Raw genomic sequence first — 23,274 nt, 5'->3', positions numbered from 1 at the left:
GAAAAACACAAATTCAACTTCTTTTGAAGTAATTTAATAGTGGTTTTTATTTATTGTCCGTCGAATGATGTTGCTTTTTGTCGAGCTAATATCCATGTTAAGTAAGTTGTGGAAAAGAGTTTTTCACATTCAATCACAATTTTTTAACTTTAAGAAATGGAAAATATAATTAATTACTAACCAAAATGGCATCCTATTTCAGGACACTACACAAACAGCGTCTAACAAATGAAGCAAATCCAAGAAACTAAAAAACTTTTAATCTTTGAAGACATTAAGGGTAAAGTTACAAGCGTTTACAGACAAAACAAAGAAGACGATAAAAATGAAAAAATACTTATCTACAAAAAGAATAGTAAACAAATTGAATACGAATTTGAAGGCGAAGAAATAAAAAAACTAATAATTGACAATATTAACGATTTTCCAAACTTTATAAGTCCTTTTGGTTATGGGTTTTCAGAAAATAGTTTAAACAACTTTTTTAAGTATAATTTTAAAAATAAAGAAATAGATGCCCTGCTTTTATCAAAAGATAAAAAGTCTGAAAAAAAGAATAAAACATTAGTTATTAATTATGCTGATTTAGAACAACTACTGACAAGCATTAACCAGGAACAACGAGCTTGCAATGACACTAAAAAGATTTTAATAAAAAATTTAATCGTTGAAATTTTTCCTGCAATAAATTTTGATTTCACAGAAACTAACAATAACAAAGATTTAATTCTTAGAAATCTTAATGACAAGCTGATTGAAAAGCTTACATCAACTGAAATTGAACTAATAGGCAATTTTTACGTAAAGGCGACCAGAAAGTTTAAGGCAAGTCATATAGTAAAAAAAATGACTGCAGGTTTGTTGAAAAATGCACAAATCTTGAGCTTGCAAGAGATAATTCAGAAATACGAAAAACTATTAAACGACAATCCTGCCGAAAGTGAATGGCAAAAATTCTTTGATGATTACATTACTTTATTTGACACTAGATATGTTCACAAAATTGACTATAAAAATATTGCAACTGGAATTACAAAATATCCAGACTTGGTGTTAGTTGACATTTATGGTTATATTGACTTTTATGAACTTAAGAAAAGTGGTACACCCCTAATACAACATGACAATAGTCACAAAACCTGGTTTTGGAGCAAAGAAGTTTCTATGGTTATATCGCAAGTATCTGATTACTTACAAAAATCAAAGGAAAATGCGTTGAGTTATGCCAAAGCGATAAAAATCGAAACAGAAACAGAAACTTAAGAGGGGCTGAATGTGAATATTATTAATCCAAGAGCCATAATAGTAATTGGGCACACTAACCAACTTGACACCAACAAGAAGCGAAATCAATTTAAAAATCTAAGAGAAAGTCTTAAGGATATTGAATTTGTTTTATATGACGAATTGCTTGAAAGATTGAAAAACCTATTAGACACAATAAAAATTGAAAAATAAAACGGCTGGTAACATTAGCCGTTGCAGAACCCTCGATTTCTATGAAATGTTTGTAAAAAACCACAATATTCAATCTCTTTTATAGTTATTTATTAGGTTTTTTTATTACAATGATGGGAGGTATTTAAACAAGAAGAAATACCTACTTTTCAATAGTAATTTTCCCTTAACGAGCTTTGCAAAAGAATTCTTAGAATTTCTTATCTTTATCGTTTTAATCATTAGAAAAACGGATGTCTTTCAACGAAAATTCACGCGTAAAAATTCCTGCTTTGCTTCATCTGCTAAAGTTGGGATACAAATATATTCCGTTTTCCAAACAGATCAGAAGAGAAGATACCAATATTTTTGAAGAAATTTTTATTGAGAGTGTTTCGAGAATCAATCCAAATGCTTCTGTAGAAGAATTAAAGAGGTTGCTTGATGAAATCAGCCTTGAACTGGATTATGAAGACATCGGCGAAAAATTTTATCAGCGATTAACTGCAACTTCGGGAATAAAGCTTATCGATTTCAAGAATTTCAATAATAATAGTTTTCATGTCACAACTGAACTGACTTGCAAAAATGGAGATGAAGAATTTCGCCCAGATATTACCATTCTGATAAACGGCTTGCCTTTAGCTTTTGTGGAAGTCAAGAAACCCCATAATAAAGAAGGAGTTTTAGCAGAACGAAGCCGAATAAACTCTCGGTTTAAGAGAAAGCATTTCAGGAAGTTTGCCAACATCACACAGTTAATGGTGTTTTCCAACAACATGAATTACGAAGATGGTATTGTAGAACCTGTTTTTGGAGCTTTCTATGCAACTTCTACGTACTCAGATCTTCATTTCAATTATTTCAGGGAAGATCCTGAATATCCTGTAAAGCAACCATTGAAAGATATTTCTGATGAACAGGAAACTCATGTTCTAAAAGATAATAACTTACTGGTAATCAAGCATAGCCCTGAGTTTAAGATTAACAAAGAACCGCATTCTCCGACAAACCGCATTCTAACTTCTCTGTTCAGCCGTGAACGTTTTGCTTTTATGTTGCGTTATTCTATTGCTTACGTCCGTGAAGAAAGTGGACTGCAAAAGCATATTATGCGTTATCCGCAGGTATTTGCAACGATGGCAATAGCTTCAAAATTAGATGAAGGGAAAACAAAAGGAATCATTTGGCATACACAAGGTTCGGGTAAAACCGCACTTGCTTATTATAATGTAAAACATCTTACAGACTATTATCAGAAGCAAAATATAATTCCCAAATTTTATTTTATTGTTGACCGTTTGGATTTGCTGATTCAGGCTTCAAATGAATTTATAAAACGTGGTTTAAAGGTAAATAAGGTAAATTCACGTCAGGAGTTTATTGCAGATTTAAAAGTAGTTGGCGCTATTCATAATGATAGTGGTCAGTCTGAAATTACGGTTGTAAATATTCAGAAATTTAGTGAGGACGCAACTGTTGCAGAAGCAATCGGTTATGACATTAATATACAGCGAGTTTTCTTTTTAGATGAGGCACACCGAAGTTACAATCCAAAAGGAAACTATCTCGCAAACCTTATTAATTCAGATAAGAAAGCTGTTAAGATTGCTCTTACTGGAACACCATTGCTGAGGGAAGTTGCGAAAGAATATGATTCAAAATTACTTTTTGGTAACTATTTTCATAAATACTATTACAACAGGTCAATTGCCGATGGATATACTTTGCGGTTAATTCGGGAGGAAATTGAAGGAACTTTCAAAATGGAAATGAAAGCCGTAATGGAGCAAATTAAAGTTTTGAAAGGTGATGTAAAAGCGTCAGATGTTTATGCCGACCGTCGCTTCGCCCAAGGTTTATTGGATTATATTACGGATGATCTGACTTCTTTCAGAGATTATTGGCAAGATGAAACTTTGGGAGGAATGGTGGTTTGTGATTCTTCAAAACAGGCGAAAATGTTGTTTCAACTTTTTGAGGAAAAATACGGAGTACAGGAAATTGAAGCAGATAAGCTGCCAATGGTTGCAGATGAGAGAGAACCTTATGGAAAACGAAAAAAAGAAAAACTTACAGCTGCGCTAATTCTACATGATGAAAATGATAAACAAATAAGAAAAGACCTTATTGAAGCATATAAAAGCGGAAAGATCGATTTGCTTTTTGTTTACAATATGTTGCTCACAGGTTTTGATGCAAAGCGCTTAAAAAAGTTGTATTTGGCAAGAGTAATTCAGGATCATAATTTGTTGCAAACTTTAACACGAGTAAACAGGCCTTACAAAAACTATCAATATGGTTATGTGGTAGATTTTGCGGATATTTCAAAAGCTTTTGACCGTACAAACCATCTGTATTTCCAAGAATTACAGGAACAGTTGGGAGATGAAATGGAAATGTATTCGTTTCTCTTCAAATCGGAAGATGAAATACGGGCAGAAATCAATGAAATTAAAGAAACGCTTTTTCACTATGAAACGGAAAATCGCGAAATTTTCTCACAACAGATAGAGCAAATTACCGATAAGAAGGAACTTTTGGCGTTAGTAAAAGCTCTTCGAACTGCAAAAGAACTTAAAAATCTAATCGCAATTAATGGATTTGAGGGTTTCGGCGAACTTGTTGATTTCCAAATTCTGAACAGTTTATTGATTGAAGCTCAGAATCGTTTGGACAACATGAACCTGATCGAAAATCTTGACAGCGGCAATGAAACTCAAAACTTGCTGAACACGGCTTTAGAAGACATTGTATTTCAATTCATAAAAGTTGGAGAAGAGGAACTTAAACTTGCTGATGAATATAAAGACCAACTAAGGAAAACACGCGAAGCTTTGGTGCAGAATATAGACACAGCAGATCCACACTTCATTAATCTGAAGGAAGAGCTCGAAAGAATTTTCAAAAAGAAAAACCTTTCTGAAACCAATCAGGAAGACATGGTAGAAAATATGCAGTTGCTTCGTAAGATTTATGACGAAGCAAAAGAACTTAATCGTAAAAATAGCCTGCTAAAGGCAAAATACCAAAATGATGACAAGTATGTGCGTATTCATAAACGCCTTACGGAAAAAGGGAATCTCAGCATCAAAGAAATGCAATTGCACCGAGCGTTGATGCAAGTGCGACAGGAAATTGAAGAAAAACTGGATGGACAGGAAAATATTATTGATAATGAAGCCTGGTTCGACAGATACCTTGTAAGATTGGTTGCAGAACAGTTTGTTGTAAAAGAAAAACTGGATATTGATGCAACAACCAGACAAAATATTAGCAATTTAATTGGAAGGGAATACTTTCAACTTTACGGAAATAGATAAATGACACAGGATATTACATATACTACCAAAACCAAACAGCTAATCGACAGCCTGAAAAGTGTTTGTGCAAACTATGGTTTGGGTAACGATGGAAACGAATTCAAAATTATTACACAAGTTTTTTTATATAAATTCTTGAATGACAAATTCCGCTTTGAGGTAAAGAAACTAAAACCTGAACTCGGCGATAACAATTCATTTTATGAAAACCTAAAGGCAATCCAAGCGAAACATTACGACTTATTAATGGATTTGCTGGATGAAAATGTGCCACGATTGAAGCCTCATCAACTCATTTCGCATCTGTACAACAGTCAAAACAGCGAAGATTTTGCAAAAACCTTTGATGATACTTTGCGAGACATCAGTATAGAGAATGCAGATGTATTCTCCATTAAGTCATTTTCAGGAGCGAAAGACAAACTTTTTGATGAGCTGAGTAATTACATTACCGATTCTTCACAACGAGATGGATTCTGCAAAGCATTAATCAATAAATTATTTGAATTTAGTTTTGAAGAAAGTTTTGAAAATTATTTCACGGAAAAGTATGATTTCTTCAAAGATATTTTCGAATACCTAATCAAAGATTACAACTCGGATTCTGGTGGAAAATATGCCGAATATTATACGCCAAATGCTGTTTCCAGAATTATTGCAGATATTTTGGTGGAAGGCGATGTGAAAAAAGTAAAGTGTTACGATCCGAGTGTTGGCTCAGGTTCGCTATTAATGTCTTTGGCGCACAACATTGGCGAAGATCGTTGTACAATTTACTCTGAAGATATTTCGCAAAAATCGAGCACGATGTTGCGTCTAAACCTCATTTTGAACAACCTTACGCATAGTATTCCCAATGTAATCAAGACCAACACTATAGCAGAACCTTATTATCTGGAAAAACATAAGTTCGATTATATTGTTTCAAATCCTCCGTTTAAATTAGATTTTTCAGATTTCAGGGAAGATTTGGATACCGACCGTTTCAAAGAGCGTTTTTTTGCGGGAATTCCCAATGTGCCAAAGACTAAGAAAGAATCTATGGCGATTTATCTTCTCTTTATTCAGCACATTATGTACAGCCTGAATGATCAGGGAAAAGCGGCGATTGTAGTTCCTACAGGATTTATTACTGCGCAAAGTGGCATAGAAAAGAAAATCCGCGAGAGATTGATTGATAAAGGTTGGTTGCGCGGTGTCGTAAGTATGCCGAGTAATATTTTCGCAAGTACAGGAACCAATGTATCTGTTCTTTTTATTGACAAGGAAGCTGGTAAAGACCAAGTTGTTTTGATGGATGCCAGTAAGTTGGGCGAAACTGTTAAAGACGGAAAAAACCAGCGTACCGTTCTTACCCGTGAAGAAGAAAGAAAAATTGTAGAAACTTTCCATGCAAAAGAAGCGGTAGAAGATTTAAGCGTTGTGGTTTCTGTAGAAGAAATAAAAGCTAAAAACTACAGTTTTTCCGCAGGACAATATTTTGAAGTAAAGATTGAGTATATCGAAATTACCGCCGAAGAATTCGCAGAAAAACTGAATGGTTTTGAAACCAAACTGAACGAACTCTTTGCGGAAGGTAATGCGTTGGATTTGGAGATTAAAAAAAATTTACAGAACATCAAATTCAATAAGTAGATATGAATTTCGAAATTTATTGTGACGAAAGTTGTCTTGAGGCACTAAATAAAAAAGATGAACATTCATTTATCGGTATTGGTGGTGTTTGGCTTCCATCGGAAATGAGGACAAAGTTTAAAGAAGACGTAAACTCTATAAAAAGAAAATACGGTGTAAAGGGAGAACTGAAATGGAATAAGGTGACACCAAAATATTTACCGCTTTACAAAGAAATTATCGATTATTTTTTTGATTCAAAATATCTCCGATTTCGTGTAATCCTTGTACAATCTGATAAAGTGGATTTAATAAAGTTTCATAATAGCGATGCTGAATTGAGTTTTTACAAGTTTTATTATCAGATGATTAAGACATGGATTTATGATTTCAACTTATATGATGTCTATTTAGACCTAAAAAAGAATCGTAATAAAGGCAGACTAAAAGAACTTGAAAGATTTCTGGACAAAGCCAATTTCTTTTCCGATGTGAGATTGGTTCAGGGATTGCCTTCCAATCAAAGCTTGGGTATTCAGCTCGCTGATTTATTGACTGGGATTGCGACAGCGAAAGTGAACCAAAAAACACAAAGCGAGGCGAAAAATGCCCTGATTCAGTATGTAGAATCTCATTTAAGATATACAATACAGCATACACCAAAAAATGAAGAGAAATTTAATGTGTTTAAGATTAATTTGCAGGGCGGTTGGTGATGAAATACAAAAAAATTAAACCTCAGAATTTCTCTGAAGAAGAACTGCGCGAGATTTGGAAGACAGAATACTGTCAAAAAAAGATTATGACATTTGATGGGATTTTGGTTCAGTTTTTTGACCAAATGTTTGATCATTGCTTTTTCGAAAGTGACAATAGGAGGAAGAAAGACAAATCTATTCTGTCGCTAAACCGTTTGGAAAAAATTTTTTGGATAAAAGACACCTTGCAAGATCCCGACGCCATACTAAAGGAAGGCTGGAACAGCAAAACGGGAAGTTATGAAAGCAGCAGAAGAGTAGCATTGGTAAAGAATAATTACATTGTGGTAATTATTATTTTTAATCCTTTGAAAGCGAGATTTGTAACGGCTTATGAAGTAAACAATGACGAGAATCTTGAAAAGATTTTGGCAAGTCCTGATTATCGAAAATAAAAAAAACGTTGATTAACTGGTTCAACGTTTAAGACCTTTGTAGGTTCCAGACCAAGGGTAAAGAACACTGCAAATATATGCAAACTTTGTGCAAAAACAATAACTTTAACATTTAATTAATTATATAACATTCAAGTTATCAGCATTAAAAACAATATTAGTGTAATTATGAATAGATGGAGAGCGGTTAAACTCGGTGAAGTTGCAGATGTCAAATTAAGCAATGTTGATAAGAAAACGAAAGCAGACGAAATTTCCGTTCGTCTCTGCAATTATACCGATGTTTACAAAAATTCGTTCATTGATGCGGACAAAGCTGAAAACTTTATGATTGCTTCGTGCAACGAAAACGAATTTGAAAAGTTTATTTTAAGGAAAGGACAAGTTGCAATAACAAAGGATAGTGAAAAAAGAGATGATATTGGTATTTCAACTTTTATTTCACAAGATTTTGACGATGTTGTTTTAGGCTATCATCTTTCATTAATTACACCTTTTGAAGATGTACTGGACGGTAGATTTCTTCATTATTGGTTTAAAACGAAGCAAGCAAAAGAATATTTTGAGAACAATGCAGGTGGTAGTGGACAAAGATGCACTTTGCCAATTGATATTATTAAAGCTTTTCCACTTCATTTGCCAGCCCTCTCTACTCAAAAGAAAATCAGCTCTATTTTATCAGTTTTAGAGAAAAAAATTGAAGTAAATAATAAGATAAATGATAATTTATCGCAAATGAAAAAGACAAATTCTGCTTTTACTTCACTGTTACCTGTCCGTTCATCAGCATTGGAAGGAGCCAGTCTCGAAGCTGCGTAAGTTGCTGGTTTTGTTGCTGGTCATTTGTTATTTTGTCATTCATTTGAATAATGGCTTTTCCAAATTGCTCCAATATTTTTTTTGTCGGCAAAACAATTTCCAAATTCTCAATATCTTTTGGATAAACATGTGGTTGTGCTGAGCCATGCGCTTGCGAATAAATAAACTCCTGCACTGATTTTAAAAATTGTAAAATATAAAAGGTTGCATAATCATTCTCCCCTCTGATAGTTGTGCAATCGCATGCGAAAATTGGCTCTCTCCAAAAATTTACAAAACCCGCATTTGCTCCTGAAGCACTGACAGTAATTGTATTTGCCGGAAAATTACTTTTATCGTGGAAATAAGAAAAACCAATCCCTGCTGAAACGACTTTTACACTACCATTTGTTTTTGCGTTTTTTTCCGTAATCAGGGTTCCTTTTTTTACATTTGAAAATTCACCAACTGTGTTAACTTCCCAACCTTCGGGAATTTCTCTTTTCAAAACATTATTATAAACCATTTTTCCACCCGAAGACTTGTAAGGCTTTCCGTTTTCATCGGGAAAATCGAACTGGACGAACCAATAATCATAAATAGTCTTTGCCAAGGCTTCTAAATTATCATTTATCTATCTTTGTTGATAACTATATCCAAAAACAGACAAAATATTATAAGCGTTCATGCAATTTGCGGGATTTTAACCCAACTTTATGAACAACAATTTTATCAACGAGATTAAGAATGCGATGCAAATGATTATCAACGAACAACAAATGGAAATTCTTAATCAGGTACTTTGCTCGATACTTCAAAATAAAACAATCAGTAATTATCATCCTGAATACGATAACAAAATCCTCGACAATCCAAAACTTCTATCACTTTTTATTTCTTCAAAAAAAGTTGAAGGATGTTCTGAAAAATCATTAAAATATTATACTTCGACTATTGGGCATCTATTCAATGAAATCAAGAAAAATGTGGTTGAGATTTCAACCAATGATTTGAGATTCTATCTTGCAAATTATCAGGAACTTAAAAATTCAAGCAAAGTTACCATTGATAATATACGAAGGATATTTTCTTCTTTTTTCTCATGGCTTGAGGATGAAAATTACATCGTAAAAAGCCCTGTACGAAGGATTCACAAAGTAAAAAGCGGAAGACAGGTAAAGGAAATTTTGTCTGACGAGCAAATAGAAACGCTCCGCGATAATTGTACAGAAATAAGGGATTTGGCATTGATAGAATTACTCAGTTCAACAGGAATGCGTGTTGGCGAACTGGTAAGACTGAATATTACCGACATTGATTTCCATGAGCGAGAATGTATTGTTTTAGGAAAAGGAAATTGCCAAAGAATTGTTTATTTTGACGCTCGCACCAAAATCCATCTCAAAAAATATCTTGAAAGTCGTGCTGACAGTAATAATGCACTTTTTGTATCACTTGCAAAACCACACACCAGACTTACAATTGGTGCTATTGAAACCCGGCTTAAAAAGCTCGGAATTAAATGTAATATTGAGAAAGTTCATCCCCACAAATTCAGAAGAACACTTGCGACATTAGCTATTGATAAAGGAATGCCCATTGAACAAGTGCAAAAGTTGCTTGGGCATATGAAGATTGACACCACATTGCATTACGCAATGGTAAATCAGGGAAATGTAAAAATTGCTCATCGTAAATTTATTGGCTAATGATGAAAAAATATAAACTTAGCCAATTGCTAAAAATAAAAAACGGCAAAGACCACAAATCATTAGCTGACGGAAAAATTCCTGTTTATGGTAGCGGTGGATTAATGCGGTATGTTGATGAATATGTTTATGATAAGCCAAGTATTCTACTTCCAAGAAAGGGGTCATTGCATAACATACAATATACAAACAAACCTTTTTGGACCGTTGATACTCTTTATTATACTGAAATCAACGAAGAATTAGTTGCTCCCTATTTTTTGTATTACTATTTAAAAGGTCTTAACTTGGAAAATCTAAATACAGGAACTGGCGTTCCAAGTATGACTTTCAACAGTTATTACGATCTCGAATTACAACTGCCAGAAATTAAGATACAAAAACTCATTTCAGATATTTTAGAGAAAATTGACAAGAAAATTTCTGCAAACAACCAGCTAAATGATAATTTACCACAAAGAAAAACTTTTACTTCACTGAAACTTGACCATTCATCAGCATTGGGAGAAGCCAGTCTCGAAGTTGCGTAAGTTGTTGGTTTTGTTGCTGATTGAGCAGATTTTTTAAGTAGTAAGACTCAAATATTTTATTATATGATTTAATAATATCCGCTTTTGGAAGTATTAATTGAATATTATTGATTTGTTCATTACTGATATTTGGCTGTGCTGCTCCCTTTGCTAACATAAAAACCGCTTCTCTAAAGTATCTTTGATTTAAGGAATTAATTAAAAACGGTAGGTTTTCTTCTGGCTTATCACCCAAATTAAAATAACCAACTCGCTGATTAACATACAATGGCATTTCGGTGAAAGGAACCATAGCATACTTTCCTACGGTTGCTCCAGTCATTGCAATAAGGATGTCACCAGGTTTAGCTTTAAATTTATCATCAATACGCTTATCTGTTAAATTAACATACGCTAAATCCTCCAGATTGATTTTGTAATTTTCTTGAATATCTTTAATTTTAATGACAGGATAACCTTGATCTGTCCACCAGCTGGATTTAAAGGCAAATCCACCAGTAGATTTGCAATAATCTCCAATTGTCTTAACCTCCCATCCTTCAGGAATCTCTCTTTTCAAAACCTTATTATAAACCATTTTTCCTTCAGACGATTTGTATGGTTTTCCATTTTCATCAGGAAAATCGAACTGAACAAACCAATAATCGTAAATGGTTTTCGCCAGAGCTTCTAAATTATCATTTACACGATTCTTGAACTAAAACTTAAAAATGTTGCTTGTTTTTCTTATTTTCGAATTCACGCTGCAAATAATAAAAATAATGATTTCCTCAATTTCAATTTATCCAAACAGCCTTCCATACATTTTCGGAGAGAATCATACCGAAATAAATTTGAATTTTGGCGGACAATATTTTTCACAAATTGAATATAATGAGAGTGATCCTTATGATTATTCGGCAACACTTGAAATCAATGAAAACTATATTGAAAACCTGTTTGGAAAAATTCATTTGGTTTCTGCAATCGTCGGTAAAAATGGTGCAGGAAAGACTACCTTATTGAAAACCATTAGAGATAGTGATCTTAATGGAATTGATAACGATGGAAAAGAAGTATCCACAACAAACTATCTTAAAATATATTATACACCTTTTTTAAGTTATGATCCAGAAAATAATATTAAAGATACAGTCTTAAATATATCTAAATATTCACAGATCAGCGAGGAATTAAGACATGATCAAGTTGGGCTTAATGAAATGCTTGAAATTCATCATTCAGAATTTTTAAAAAATCTATTCAAACTGCATAAGAGAGAGTCCCTTTATTATCGATTAATTGAATTAGGATTGCCTGATCTAAATTTTGTTAAAGTAAAATTACTTAAACTGAAAGATGACGATTGGAATATTTCAAGGGCTTTTTTACAATTTTTTAGAGAACTTGATAATATAAAAAATAAAGAAGTTCAAACTCTTGAACAATTAGAATTAGACAGACTTAATTTAACAGAGGTTGATGAAATTAGAACAAATGATGAATTCAATCTCCTTAAATATAGAATTAGGTTAAAAGCTGAAATAATTAATTGTGTGATTTTAAAAATCAAACAAATACTAGATTATTCTGGTAATAAATATTTAAGTGAAGGTTATGTAAACGGAAATGTTTCTGAAATGATTGAGCAAGAATCGTACAAAGAAGCTTTTTATTGGTTTTTAGACAATGCATATATAAAACCGACATCGAATTCAGATCCTATCTTGTTACCAGTTGATGAAATAAAAAGTTTTACAGAATCCTTGATTGGTATTATTGACAAACAAGAAAATTACAAAAATTGGACAGAATTTTATATTCCAAGAGAGAATGCTATTGAGTTTCTTGATCTTTTTCAAAATTTTATTTTTTCCTTTAGAAAATATTTTACTTACGAAGATTATCCAATTTTAGAATTGAGTACGAACATTCAATTAAGCACTGGCGAACAAACAATGTTTGAATTATTTTCGCAGTTGAATCAAATCGCTTTTAACATCGGAAACAATATATATGTTGATTACCAAGGGAGAAATAAATTCAACGAAATAAACGATTATATTATACTATTAGATGAAGCTGATATTGCTTTTCACCCAACATGGAAGAAAAAATATGTTAACCTTTTAATTGAAATTATTCCAGAAATTTTTCAAGATAAGAATCTTCAAATAATATTTACTACACATGATCCATTAGCTTTGTCAGACTTGCCAGCGGATAATATTATTTTTCTTGATAAAAATTCAGATGGATTTACAGAATTATCAACGAATTTTAATAAGAATACTTTTGGGGCAAATATTTCAGAATTGCTTGCAGAGTCTTTCTTTATTCATGACGGATTAATGGGAGATTTTGCAAAGAATAAAATAGAGGAAATTATTGCCTGGATAAACGTTAATAAGAAAACAAAAAGGAGAAATGAAGATTATTATGAAAAACTTAGTTTTTATAAAAAAATTATTGAAATCATTGATGAAAGAATTTTGAAAATCAAGTTATCAGAGATGATTTCCGAACTCGAAGGTGATTCCGAATTCCAAAAGAGAATAATAAGCAATGAAATTAATTTGCTCAACAACAAGTTAGAGAATTTATGAATTATATTGATGTCAGTTTAGCCAAAATAGAGTATGCAAAAGAGATACATTATAAATATTGGCGTTATATAATTAAAAGAAAATTAAATGGGAGATGGTTTACCGATACCAAACCATTTTCAAACATTACGTTCGTAAAACATGTCGATGGTATCCATAGTGTTGTTAAGGCTTTTCTCAACAATGAAGATAATTTAAGAAAGGTTTTGATTGGGAATCCAGCAGAATTAGACTCGCTTAAATATTTGTTTAAATCTAAGAAACAGAAAGACTCTATTAGGAAGATCTGTGATTATGAAAGCTGGGATAATTATTCTTTTTATAATCGTTATGATTTAGCTAAAAATTTAGACATTCCAACATGTCCTTATTGTAATCGTATGTATACTAAGACCGTTTTGGGTACTAATCATGAACAAATAACAAGGCCTACTTTTGATCATTGGTTCTCTCAATCTGATTTTCCACTCTTTGCTGTATCGTTTTTTAATTTAATACCCAGTTGTAATGTTTGTAATAGTGGAATAAAGGGAAATAAAGAGTTTAATATTTCGGAGCATTTTCATCCATATTTAAATAATCCTCAAATAGAGAAATTAGATTTCAGATTTAGTTATGATTATAAAGATCTAATTAACTTTTCCTTCAAGGTAATCGCTAATAATCCGTTAACAGAAAAAAGTATAGAAGCATTTAAAATAGAAGAAGTTTATAAAGCTCATGAAGATGAAATCAAAGATCTTAAGAAATTGAAGGACATTTATTCTGATAAATATTTAGAAATCCTTTACAACCAAATACTGAATAGAAAGGTAGATCGAGAAGAAATTTATAGGTTAGCTTTTGGAACTTATGTTGACGAAGCTAATTTTGACAGAAGACCTTTAAGTAAAATGAAAAAAGATATACTTACTGAATTAGGAATCATTTAATATATGTACAAAAAAACTAAGCCCCAAATCAATTTTTTAGATTTTATACAACTTGTATCACCTGTTGCCAATTTTTACAGTCTGGCAGGTTATGAATATGTCGTAAAATCATTATTTGGTTTATTAGAAGTTCAACTAATAAAGAATGGGAAATGGATTTAAAGCAGGTTTACAATGCGAATGTTGAATTGAATAATTTTGCAACTAAAAGTTTTAGAGCATATGTTCACATTACTCACTCTCCTGCTTTAGGTTTGTTATTAACTATCGGTATCCTAATCAAGAAATAAGCAATAATTGAAATTACAAAAATGAGCAAATACAAAGACCTTCAGCTACAGTTTTTTAATTATCTGAAAAGTAAAAATGAAGCAGATCCAAATTTCACCTTTTCAGTCAGACAGAAAGCAACTAAAGGAGCGGAGCTGAACTATTTCATTGGTACCGAAAAATCAAAATATTTTTCCACTACTTTTTGGTTTATTCCTGTTGCATATCCCGGTTCTTCGGGTGATCTCATCAATCTTGTTATTGATATGCGTCCTAAAAAGATTGAGTTTTATGTGCAGTTTAACCAAACGAAGAAACCGCATGATAAGCAAAACGAATATGCACTTGAACTGATAAGAAGCATTAAAGCAGAGGTAAAAGACACTTTTCCTTTAGTCTATATTGGACCGGATACTAATAAAATGGAATTCTTTGGAGTTTATTCCGGTGCAAAATACTCTGAATTTGATGAGTTCAAAGATGATATGAGTGCGACTTTAGAAAAGATTTTTCCAATCGTAGAATCTGCAATTGACAAGATGAAAGAGAAGTATCCGGATTTTGTTGCAAGACGTTTCACACTGCATGAACAGGAGCAGATGATTAAGAAAATGTATGAGCGCTTCGAAAAATACAAACCGCTAGAAAAACTTGAAGAAGACCTGGAAGAAGAAGAGGATGTAAAACCAGAAGAAATTGAAGAGGGAATTATTGAAAAGCAACCGCTGAATCAAATTCTTTTTGGACCACCCGGAACTGGTAAAACGTACAATAGCATTAATAAAGCAATCCAAATCATATCACCTGATTTTGATTTTTCACAAGAAAGAAGAGCGGTAAAGCAAGAATACGACCGATTGGTGAAAGAAGGTAAAATAGTTTTTACAACCTTTCACCAGAGTATGAGTTATGAAGATTTTATAGAAGGAATAAAACCGGAAATAGAGGAAGATGAAGATGGAAAACGCAGTATTGTGTATGAAATACAGGACGGTATTTTCAAGAAGCTCGCACAGAAAGCAGCCGAAGCAAAACCGGACTCAGGAGCTCAAACAGCCGAATATGGGTTTGATGATGCTTGGGCAGAGCTAATTTCTGAAACAACAGCGATGCTTTCAAAAGATAAAGTTCTTGTCCTCCCAATACAAACCGCAGGAATGGGTATGAAAATGTTAGATGTTACAGCAAACGGAAATCTAAAAGTCCAACCTTCTAAATCAAATAGCAGGGATTATACTGTATCCTACAATCGCGTAAAGAAATTATATCTGGCATTACCTGATTTGTCTGCAGTAAAAAATATTGATAAAGAATTCAGGGGAGCTATTGGTGGTTCCAATTCCACGGCATATTGGGCAGTTTTAAATTATATAAATAACAAACTAAAAAACAATCAAAGCAATCAAAGCGCATCTGTCGAAAGTGTGCCATTATTTGTCTTGATTATTGATGAGATTAACAGAGGAAATGTATCCCAGATATTTGGAGAATTAATAACTTTGATTGAGGAAGATAAAAGAGCTGGAAATACAGAAGCCCTGCAGGTTACTTTGCCGTATAGTAAGTCCAAATTTGGTGTTCCGGGCAATCTTTACATTATTGGAACAATGAATACAGCAGATAGAAGTGTTGAAGCCCTTGATACTGCATTGAGACGAAGATTTTCATTTGAAGAAATGCCTCCAAAATATGATTTAGCGGGGTTGCAGGATGTTGTTCATGGGTTTGAATTGTACAGAATCATGCACACCATCAATAATAGGATTGAAAAATTGATTGACAGGGATCACAGCATTGGTCATGCTTATTTTCTAAACAAAAATGAAGAAACATTGTTGGAGTCATTCTACAAAAATATAATTCCTTTGTTACAGGAGTATTTTTTTGGTGATTACGGAAAAATCGGATTAATTTTAGGACAGGGATTTGTTAGAAGTGACAAAGAAGTATCCGAATTTGCGGATTTCGATTATGCGGATTTTCAGAACTATGCTGAAAAAGAAAGTTTTGAAATAGTGGATTACCGTATTAATCCAGATTATGAAATAATGTGGAAAGGTAACCGGGTAATAATGGATTTTGAGAAGGCAATTAAACTGTTAATGAAACAAGACATTGATTAGCGATATCAATAGAATAACGGTTTTTGAACATGAGAAAATTTTCGTTCATTCAGGTGCAAACCGATTGCCGAAAAATGTTCATTTGCAGTTAGAGAAATATTACGGAAGCTATAGCCCGTTCTTTTCTCTGATCAGGGATGGTGTGCAGTTTAATGAATATGTTGGTGTTTTGCAGGTCGGAAAATATTCAATTGAAGTTTTACCTAAAGCTGATAAAGACGGTGAAGAAGAATGGAGAGCAATTCTGATCGGAATGATTCAAACCATTTGGGGATTTGAAGTAAAACAAAGCGGTAGCTCAACATTGTCAGTAAGAAAAAATTCTATTTTGGATTTGTATTTTGAATTGTTCGTAAATGAGCTTGAAAGACTGTTGCAAAAAGGATTGATAAAAAAATATGTCCATACTGAAGGCAATATTAGAGCGTTAAAAGGTCAGATTCATTTTGCGAAAAATATCAGTCATAATCTTTCACATCAAGAAAGGTTTTACACTAAACATACTCATTACAGTAATGACCACCTTATCCTAAAAATTCTGTATAAGGGATTAAAACTTATTTCTAAACTCAATTCGAATGTGGCTTTGCAAAGTAGAATTGGTTCATTATTTCTGAATTTTCCTGAGTTGGATGATATAAAGGTTACTGAAATTACATTCGAGAGAATTAGATTCGACAGAAAAAATGCAGATTATAAAACTGCTGTAAAAATAGCTCAGCTTCTCCTGTTGAATTGGCATCCGGATATAAGCAAAGGCAGAAATGATGTAATAGCCCTAATGTTTAATATGAATGTGCTTTGGGAGCAATTCGTTTTTATTACATTAAAAAGAAGATTAAAAAACTGTTCTGTCTCAGCCCAAAAATCACGAAAATTCTGGAAACCATCAGATGGATATTACAGTAAAATGCAGGCGGACATAATAATTAAGAATAAAGTGACGGAAGAGGTGGCAATTTTAGATACGAAATGGAAGAATTTAGGCGATTTCAATCCTTCCCCAAATGATTTAAGACAAATGTATGTTTACCACCGCTACTACAATGGATCGAAAACTGGTTTGATTTATCCAGGACATTCTACAACAATCAAAAGTGGCAATTATGTCAGCAGTCAAGAGGAAGATTTAATGTCAGAAAAGAACTGTAGTTTAATATTTATTGAACCAATTCAGAAAGTTACTGATTGGCAAAACAAAATTCACTCAACGGTAGATGCTTTTTTGAATTGTCCGTAATAAATTTTTCTTTAGAAAGCAGTATTACTTGGCAAAGCATTTATCAATAAAAAGTTTTTACAGCATGACAGAAAAACAAGCAGAAAAAATAAAGCTAAAAATTAAAAAAATAAAATCAGAATTGTCGGCAGACAAAAGAAGATGGGGAGGTTTCTATGATGACAGTCGTGGTCTTCGGTATTTGCCGCCACAATATTATATTAAGCTTCAGGATTGGTCAGGCGGTCTTAGATATTTGAACTGGTTCCACAAGAATTTTCCGGATGATGCTGGTTTTCCTGATTTCCTGTTTGAACTGGCAATCATTCTCTTAAAATCTGGAAAAATCAAACAAGCAGAACAAATGATTTTTAGATCATTTTGCTCCAACACTTACATTCTTGATAAGTTTTTTGATAAAGCACTCATTCCCATTGAAAAATATGAAAACTCAAATATTGATATACCGGAGTACTTGGTAGATTTCAAGTATAGAAGTAATAATGCAAATCTTTCTGATTTTTCCTGTTGGTTGGAAGAATTTGTAAATTCGGAAAAATTCAAGAATGGAAGTCAAAAATTTATCGAGATTCAGAAATTGCTTAAAAAAGAGGAGGATAGGGAACTTCGAGGTATTTTGTTAAACCAATTACGGGAACTCAAAAAAGAATTTTAGTAGAATTTATTGTAGTCTATCAAAAAAAAATGATTGGTTATGACCATTTATAGATTGTTATTTTCAGTGCTATGTCAGGCGAGTTCATTACATCTTTATCCTTTGGGAAATCTTTTTCCTGGATTTTCCATTTTAGATTAATTGTATGGTAAATTACACTAAATAACCTTCATGTTTTGTCACTAATATTTACTAAATTTGTGACAGATAATTTTGAAGAAAGTGATACAAAACACTCATAATCAAATAGAAAATAAGATAAGAAAATCTTCAAAGGGAAAAATATATTTCGCAGAAGATTTTCAAAAATTTGGTTCTGCTGAAAATATTCGGCAGATTCTTCGTCGTTTGGAGGAGCAGGGAAAATTGCAACGTTTGGCGCACGGAATTTATTTGGTTCCGAAGGTGGACAAACTTTTGGGAGTAATATATCCAAGTATTGAAGAAATTGCCAAAGAAATCGCCAAAAGAGATAAGGCCAGAATTGCACCTACAGGAATTATGGCGATGTACTTATTGGGACTTTCTACCCAAATTCCGCTTCACGCAGTTTATCTTACAGACGGTGCTCAAAGAGAGATAAAGATCGGTAAAAGTATCATAAAATTCAAAAAAACAGCGCCAAGGAATTTGGCAGTTAAGGATGATTTACTTCAACTTATTATTCAGGCATACAAAATTACGGGTGAAAAAAATATTTCGGACGATTTTGAAGAAAAACTCACTGTTTATATTAAGAAATTAGATGAAAAAGTCCTGCTTTCTCAATTAAAATACGCACCCGTTTGGATTCAAAAAAGAATAAAGAATATATATCAATCATAAAATGTGGCATCAGCAACTTACCAAAGAACAAAGGATTGAAACGCTAAACCAATTGGCTTTATATACAGGTTATGCGCCATTTGCGATAGAGAAAGATTGGTGGGTTTGTATGGTTTTACGCGCAGTTTTTCAGTCGAAATATAAAGACCAAATTATTTTCAAAGGGGGAACATCGTTAAGCAAGGCATATCAGATTATTGAGCGATTTTCTGAAGATGTCGATTTGATTATAGATAAAAATCTGTTAGGATTTACAGATGATCCCGAAACAAAAACGCAAATGAAGAAACTGCGTAAAACGGCAGGAAAATTTGTAATCTCAGATTTTCGAGAAGAACTGATTCACCAACTTGAAAAATTGGGTATTAACGACTCGGATTACGAAATCAAATTTTCAGAAATAGTGGATGATCTCAGTGATCCCAATCATTTAGAATTGGTCTATAAAAGTGTAATTCCCCAAGAAAGTTATGTTCAACAGAAAGTCCTGATTGAAATGGGGGCGAGAGCATTGACCGAACCTTCCGAGAAAAAAGTAGTGCAATCATTTATCGAAAACTATTATAAAGATGCTCCGTTTTTATTACCACCATTTGAAGTTTTAGTTACTGTCCCGACAAAAACATTTTTAGAAAAAATTCTTTTGCTTCACGAGGAGTTTTCAAAACCAACTGAAAAAATAAGAACTGAAAGAATGAGCCGTCATTTATTCGACTTATTTCAGTTATATCACACCGAATTTGGAAAAAACGCTTTAGAGGATGATGAACTTTTTGAAAAGATAGTTGTTTTCAGAGAGAAAATGAATCGCTCCAAATGGATTAATTATGAAAACCACAAAAAAGGATTTATCAACACTATTCCACCTGATGATGTAATTGCTGATTGGGAAAATGATTACAGAATCATGCAAGTCAATATGATTGTCGGCGAAAGCCCCAGTTTTCAAGTTTTAATTGAAACGATGAATGAAATTAATGACAAACTGAATAACCATAAAAATTAAACTAATGTTCAATATTTTTACCTGTTCATTGTCATTGAACGCCCAAATTTTTTGAACAGAACTTGTCAAGTAGTGAAAAACTGGAAAATTTTGAAAACCGCTTTATTTCTCCAATTCAAACAGTATCGGTGAGTTTACCAATTCATATCGCTCATTCAAAACGCTGCCATTGATAAAAGTGGTTTTTTCACTTTGTAGCATTCCGTAGCCTTCGTGAATATGCCCGAATAAATGATATTTTGGTTGAACTTCTTTAACTTTTTTCATCAGCTCTTTACAACCGACATTCAACCCGGAAACTGTTCGGTCTAAAATTCCAAATGGTGGACCATGCGTTACTAAAATATCCGTATCAATTGGAATCTGTTGCCAATTCTTTTCAAGATCAGTTCCCCGGTGGAGATTAAAAGCCCAGTTGAAAAATCTTGGAGTATAGGGAGATCCCCAAATTCTTATTCCTTCAATTTCAACCTGCGAATTGTGCAAGTAAATGATATTGTCATTCAGAATATGCTGAATATTCTCGTTCGTTTCCCTTTCAAAAAAGAAATCATGATTCCCGGCAATGAGAATTTTGTGCTGATAATTCAGATTAGAAAACCAGTCCACAAAATCTTCCACTTCGTATTCTTTGCCAACTTTCGAAATATCTCCGGCATGAATAATTACATCAGCTTCAGGCAAACTGGTTAGTCTTCTGTGTCTTGAGTGCGTATCGGAGATAAAAAGGAACTTCATAGGTCTAAAATAAAGAAGAAAAATCAAATGTAAGCGTTCTGGATTAAAGAACATTATTACAAATGCTTTTTGTCGCAAATATCTGCTAATTTTGTTATGAGAACCAATGACGGCAGTATGGTACAGAATGGAGTAGTCATTATAATTAATCAATCTAAATCAAATAAATTATGGAAAATTCTTTTGAGTTAATAAACGAACGATTACAAAAAATCGAAGTCTTGCTTCAACAATTACTTCAACAAACACAGACAGCGATTGAAGAAAATTACACTGATCAATTGATGGCAACTGGAGAATTAGCTATGTATTTTGGTGTCAGTAGATCCACCGTTTACAAAATGAAATCAACACTCGATATGCCTTTCATAAAAATAGGAAAAATGCTATTGTTTAGCCGAAAAGATATTGACAATTGGTTAAATAATTACCGTTCTAAAAACAATGGTTGAAATTCTTGAGGAAGCTTCACGAAATTTCAAGAGTAAATTTCGCAAAAGATAATTTAATTTTCTACTTGATAACATCTTCAATAATCTTATCCAGTTTCGCATCCGGTAAAGAATTTAAGTAAGACATAGTTGAATTAATGTCTTTATGTCCAAGTGCTTCCCGGATGATTTCAATTGAAACATTCTCAAACTTTAGGGCTGTGGCAAACGAATGTCTGGCGCAGTAATAGGTGATGTTCTTATTAATTTCTAACTTCGTCATTATATTTTTCAGATATTTATTGACGTAAACAGTGAGGTATTTCTGTGATTTATTTTTCAAATAGGTCTTTGAAGGATTATTGGTTTTCAGGATGTTGAAAATATATTTTGACTCCTGTTCAGACATGTATTTTTCAATAATTTTTTCTGTCGTATCATTTAACTTGAATTTTACCGCAACGCCAGTCTTCTCTCTGTAATATGATATGATTTTGTTTGCTACAGAGTTTTTTTCAAGCTGTATCAAATCGATAAAATTTATTCCTCTTGAATAATAACTGAAAAGGAACATATCTTTTGCGAACTCTTCATATTGATCTGCTGGTTCATAGGCGTTCAATGATTTGATTTCCGTTTTGGTGAGAAATTCTTTCTTGCTCGTGCTTTTTATTTGAGAGATTTTGTAATCTTTGAAAGGGTATTGCTTTTCTTTGATTACTTTTCCTTTGATTGCCTGATTGAACACATTTCGGATAGTTCGCATTCTGATTCCAATAGTTGCTGGCTTGTTGCCTTTAGCAATGCAATGGGCTTCGTAATTTTTAAGTGACAGATATCGTATTTCATTAAATCCGATTTGATCTTTACCAAAGAAATTTTGCAGAGAATTAAGCGTATCTCTTTCTACTCTCGCAGTTCCAATCTTGTCCGATTTTTTCAAATTTTCAATAATGTTTTCCTGAAAATCGGTATAAGAAACCGCTTTTACATCGCCTTTGTAGTTTTTGATTTCATAGATCACATCCTGCAAAGTGTATGGGATGTTTTCATCTTCAAGATTGTCAATTGCATTTGAAATGATGACCTTATACTTGTCAATAAACTTGTTAATTTTCTCAGAATTTGGATGATTTTTTTTGACGCGTTCCGTTTCATAACTCCACTGTTCTTCTTTACAGGAATGTCTGATGGACAAACTTGTGTTTTTTCGGTCTTTGATGATGGAGATAATGATACTTTTTTCACCATTTGATTTAGCATTATTCTTTAAAGTAAACTGAAAAGTGGTCATTATTTATACTTTTTTTTGACGAACATTTGACGAACATTTGCACTGCAAATATAAAGAAAAGTAAATTAGAATAAGAAACAATATCTTGTAAAGTATTGAAAATCAGTTAAAAATAAAGTATAATAAAACAATGTAAAGTATAATAAAAAATAAATTAAATGACTCATAATCAGTAAGTCCTTGGTTCGAGCCCAAGCTGGGCCACGCTCTCTAAATCAGACACTTGCAGCGATGTAGGTGTCTTCTTATTTTTGGTCGAATGCAACATGAGTAGAACAAAACTGATCATTCAAAGATTATTATGTGGATCGGTTGACCATTAAGAAAGAAGATGGCTCTTTTCATGGATTTAGAAAAGTAAATGCTGTACACTTTTTTTCTGGGAAATATGATAATGCGCCCGAGATGATTGTAATGGTAAAAGAAATTCTTTTAGACCCCGAAATGTCTTGGGAACAACGTACCGAAGCCAATTCTGATTTTGTGATCGTACTTAGAAATATTTTGGAAAAGAAAAACTATCAAGCTTTGTTTTAGTGCTTCTATTAAAGCTTAACCTCAAGCTCAAGCTCAACCTCAAGCTCAACCTTTCCACTCTCACATTAACTTTC

General features: G+C 32.8%; 20 protein-coding genes and 2 pseudogenes. 18 read left to right on the top strand and 4 right to left on the bottom strand.

Annotated features, from left to right (window positions below; translation table 11 throughout):
- Positions 1-228: 228 nt before the first annotated feature.
- The 7 genes and pseudogenes from MTP09_RS14460 (at position 229) to MTP09_RS09415 (ending at position 8,346) form a co-directional block, all read left to right on the top strand.
- A pseudogene (locus MTP09_RS14460) lies at positions 229-1,458 on the top strand (Shedu immune nuclease family protein).
- A gap of 233 nt (positions 1,459-1,691) precedes the next feature.
- Positions 1,692-2,159: pseudogene (locus MTP09_RS09440) on the top strand (type I restriction endonuclease); the annotation flags it as partial.
- Positions 2,160-2,336: 177 nt separating this feature from the next.
- The gene (locus MTP09_RS09435) at positions 2,337-4,760 is read left to right on the top strand and encodes a DEAD/DEAH box helicase family protein (protein WP_243551629.1); all 2,424 of its coding nucleotides are present in this window, start codon (positions 2,337-2,339) and stop codon (positions 4,758-4,760) included.
- Positions 4,761-6,395: an HsdM family class I SAM-dependent methyltransferase gene (locus MTP09_RS09430; protein WP_243548167.1), complete on the top strand. Its 1,635-nt coding sequence runs from the start codon at positions 4,761-4,763 to the stop codon at positions 6,393-6,395.
- 2 nt (positions 6,396-6,397) lie between these two features.
- Complete coding sequence (locus MTP09_RS09425) at positions 6,398-7,090, top strand: DUF3800 domain-containing protein (RefSeq protein ID WP_243548166.1); 693 nt, start codon at positions 6,398-6,400, stop codon at positions 7,088-7,090.
- Positions 7,090-7,527 carry a hypothetical protein gene (locus tag MTP09_RS09420; RefSeq protein WP_243548165.1) on the top strand — a complete coding sequence of 146 codons (438 nt, stop codon included), beginning with the start codon at positions 7,090-7,092 and terminating at the stop codon, positions 7,525-7,527. Before MTP09_RS09425 ends, MTP09_RS09420 begins: the two co-directional genes overlap by 1 nt.
- Before the next feature lie 168 nt (positions 7,528-7,695).
- Positions 7,696-8,346, top strand: coding sequence for a restriction endonuclease subunit S (locus MTP09_RS09415; RefSeq protein WP_243548164.1), 651 nt, complete (start codon positions 7,696-7,698; stop codon positions 8,344-8,346).
- On the opposite strand, the gene MTP09_RS09410 is transcribed toward MTP09_RS09415, so the two are convergent.
- Positions 8,285-8,851, bottom strand: coding sequence for a restriction endonuclease subunit S (locus MTP09_RS09410; protein ID WP_243548163.1), 567 nt, complete (start codon positions 8,849-8,851; stop codon positions 8,285-8,287). The two genes, MTP09_RS09415 and MTP09_RS09410, sit on opposite strands and share 62 nt — an antisense overlap.
- A 232-nt stretch (positions 8,852-9,083) precedes the next feature.
- Here MTP09_RS09410 and xerA point away from each other — a divergent pair, with 232 nt between their 5' ends.
- Together xerA and MTP09_RS09400 are read left to right on the top strand one after the other, a co-directional pair.
- Entirely contained in the window at positions 9,084-10,034 is a 951-nt protein-coding gene (gene xerA / locus MTP09_RS09405) for a site-specific tyrosine recombinase/integron integrase (protein ID WP_243548162.1), read from the top strand.
- Positions 10,034-10,564, top strand: coding sequence for a restriction endonuclease subunit S (locus tag MTP09_RS09400; RefSeq protein ID WP_243548161.1), 531 nt, complete (start codon positions 10,034-10,036; stop codon positions 10,562-10,564). Before xerA ends, MTP09_RS09400 begins: the two co-directional genes overlap by 1 nt.
- Here the strand turns inward: MTP09_RS09400 and MTP09_RS09395 are convergent.
- Positions 10,503-11,141: a restriction endonuclease subunit S gene (locus MTP09_RS09395; RefSeq protein ID WP_243548160.1), complete on the bottom strand. Its 639-nt coding sequence runs from the start codon at positions 11,139-11,141 to the stop codon at positions 10,503-10,505. The genes MTP09_RS09400 and MTP09_RS09395 overlap by 62 nt on opposite strands.
- A gap of 184 nt (positions 11,142-11,325) precedes the next feature.
- Between MTP09_RS09395 and MTP09_RS09390 the strand changes: the two genes are divergently transcribed.
- From MTP09_RS09390 to MTP09_RS09360, 7 genes are all read left to right on the top strand, one after another.
- A complete protein-coding gene (locus tag MTP09_RS09390; protein ID WP_243548159.1) occupies positions 11,326-13,149 on the top strand; it encodes a hypothetical protein in 1,824 nt (607 codons plus the stop codon).
- Positions 13,146-14,081 (top strand): hypothetical protein, encoded by a 936-nt coding sequence (locus MTP09_RS09385; protein ID WP_243548158.1) that lies wholly within the window; start codon positions 13,146-13,148, stop codon positions 14,079-14,081. Before MTP09_RS09390 ends, MTP09_RS09385 begins: the two co-directional genes overlap by 4 nt.
- Positions 14,082-14,392: 311 nt before the next feature.
- On the top strand, positions 14,393-16,474 hold the full coding sequence (locus tag MTP09_RS09380) for an McrB family protein (protein WP_243548157.1): 2,082 nt from the start codon (positions 14,393-14,395) through the stop codon (positions 16,472-16,474).
- Positions 16,467-17,714, top strand: coding sequence for an McrC family protein (locus MTP09_RS09375; protein ID WP_243548156.1), 1,248 nt, complete (start codon positions 16,467-16,469; stop codon positions 17,712-17,714). The genes MTP09_RS09380 and MTP09_RS09375 overlap by 8 nt, the downstream gene beginning before the upstream one ends.
- A gap of 64 nt (positions 17,715-17,778) precedes the next feature.
- Positions 17,779-18,369 carry a tetratricopeptide repeat protein gene (locus MTP09_RS09370; RefSeq protein ID WP_243548155.1) on the top strand — a complete coding sequence of 197 codons (591 nt, stop codon included), beginning with the start codon at positions 17,779-17,781 and terminating at the stop codon, positions 18,367-18,369.
- A gap of 222 nt (positions 18,370-18,591) precedes the next feature.
- Positions 18,592-19,194 (top strand): DUF6088 family protein, encoded by a 603-nt coding sequence (locus tag MTP09_RS09365; protein ID WP_243548154.1) that lies wholly within the window; start codon positions 18,592-18,594, stop codon positions 19,192-19,194.
- 1 nt (position 19,195) lies between these two features.
- Positions 19,196-20,200 carry a nucleotidyl transferase AbiEii/AbiGii toxin family protein gene (locus tag MTP09_RS09360; RefSeq protein WP_243548153.1) on the top strand — a complete coding sequence of 335 codons (1,005 nt, stop codon included), beginning with the start codon at positions 19,196-19,198 and terminating at the stop codon, positions 20,198-20,200.
- A gap of 102 nt (positions 20,201-20,302) precedes the next feature.
- Here the strand turns inward: MTP09_RS09360 and MTP09_RS09355 are convergent, their stop codons facing one another.
- Positions 20,303-20,938 (bottom strand): metallophosphatase domain-containing protein, encoded by a 636-nt coding sequence (locus MTP09_RS09355; protein ID WP_243548152.1) that lies wholly within the window; start codon positions 20,936-20,938, stop codon positions 20,303-20,305.
- A gap of 170 nt (positions 20,939-21,108) precedes the next feature.
- On the opposite strand from MTP09_RS09355, the gene MTP09_RS09350 reads away from it, so the two are divergent.
- The gene (locus tag MTP09_RS09350; RefSeq protein WP_243548151.1) at positions 21,109-21,390 is read left to right on the top strand and encodes a helix-turn-helix domain-containing protein; all 282 of its coding nucleotides are present in this window, start codon (positions 21,109-21,111) and stop codon (positions 21,388-21,390) included.
- A 61-nt stretch (positions 21,391-21,451) separates the two neighbouring features.
- Here MTP09_RS09350 and MTP09_RS09345 read toward each other — a convergent pair whose 3' ends face one another.
- Complete coding sequence (locus tag MTP09_RS09345; protein WP_243548150.1) at positions 21,452-22,663, bottom strand: site-specific integrase; 1,212 nt, start codon at positions 22,661-22,663, stop codon at positions 21,452-21,454.
- A 303-nt stretch (positions 22,664-22,966) separates the two neighbouring features.
- Here MTP09_RS09345 and MTP09_RS09340 point away from each other — a divergent pair, with 303 nt between their 5' ends.
- Positions 22,967-23,200 (top strand): hypothetical protein, encoded by a 234-nt coding sequence (locus tag MTP09_RS09340; RefSeq protein ID WP_243548149.1) that lies wholly within the window; start codon positions 22,967-22,969, stop codon positions 23,198-23,200.
- Positions 23,201-23,274 lie beyond the last annotated feature (74 nt).

It is taken from the genome of Chryseobacterium suipulveris (assembly GCF_022811685.1).
GTDB classification, from domain to species: Bacteria; Bacteroidota; Bacteroidia; order Flavobacteriales; family Weeksellaceae; genus Kaistella; species Kaistella suipulveris.
This window is presented reverse-complemented; position numbering and strand designations above follow the sequence as displayed.

Coding starts and splice junctions, on each gene's coding strand:
- MTP09_RS09415 (WP_243548164.1), top strand. CDS start 7,696: ATGAATAGATGGAGAGCGGTTAAACTCGGTGAAGTTGCAGATGTCAAA.
- MTP09_RS09370 (WP_243548155.1), top strand. CDS start 17,779: ATGACAGAAAAACAAGCAGAAAAAATAAAGCTAAAAATTAAAAAAATA.
- MTP09_RS09355 (WP_243548152.1), bottom strand. CDS start 20,938: ATGAAGTTCCTTTTTATCTCCGATACGCACTCAAGACACAGAAGACTA.
- MTP09_RS09345 (WP_243548150.1), bottom strand. CDS start 22,663: ATGACCACTTTTCAGTTTACTTTAAAGAATAATGCTAAATCAAATGGT.
- MTP09_RS09350 (WP_243548151.1), top strand. CDS start 21,109: ATGGAAAATTCTTTTGAGTTAATAAACGAACGATTACAAAAAATCGAA.
- MTP09_RS09390 (WP_243548159.1), top strand. CDS start 11,326: ATGATTTCCTCAATTTCAATTTATCCAAACAGCCTTCCATACATTTTC.
- MTP09_RS09420 (WP_243548165.1), top strand. CDS start 7,090: ATGAAATACAAAAAAATTAAACCTCAGAATTTCTCTGAAGAAGAACTG.
- MTP09_RS09360 (WP_243548153.1), top strand. CDS start 19,196: ATGTGGCATCAGCAACTTACCAAAGAACAAAGGATTGAAACGCTAAAC.
- MTP09_RS09410 (WP_243548163.1), bottom strand. CDS start 8,851: ATGGTTTATAATAATGTTTTGAAAAGAGAAATTCCCGAAGGTTGGGAA.
- MTP09_RS09400 (WP_243548161.1), top strand. CDS start 10,034: ATGATGAAAAAATATAAACTTAGCCAATTGCTAAAAATAAAAAACGGC.
- MTP09_RS09430 (WP_243548167.1), top strand. CDS start 4,761: ATGACACAGGATATTACATATACTACCAAAACCAAACAGCTAATCGAC.
- MTP09_RS09380 (WP_243548157.1), top strand. CDS start 14,393: ATGAGCAAATACAAAGACCTTCAGCTACAGTTTTTTAATTATCTGAAA.
- MTP09_RS09385 (WP_243548158.1), top strand. CDS start 13,146: ATGAATTATATTGATGTCAGTTTAGCCAAAATAGAGTATGCAAAAGAG.
- xerA (WP_243548162.1), top strand. CDS start 9,084: ATGATTATCAACGAACAACAAATGGAAATTCTTAATCAGGTACTTTGC.
- MTP09_RS09425 (WP_243548166.1), top strand. CDS start 6,398: ATGAATTTCGAAATTTATTGTGACGAAAGTTGTCTTGAGGCACTAAAT.
- MTP09_RS09395 (WP_243548160.1), bottom strand. CDS start 11,141: ATGGTTTATAATAAGGTTTTGAAAAGAGAGATTCCTGAAGGATGGGAG.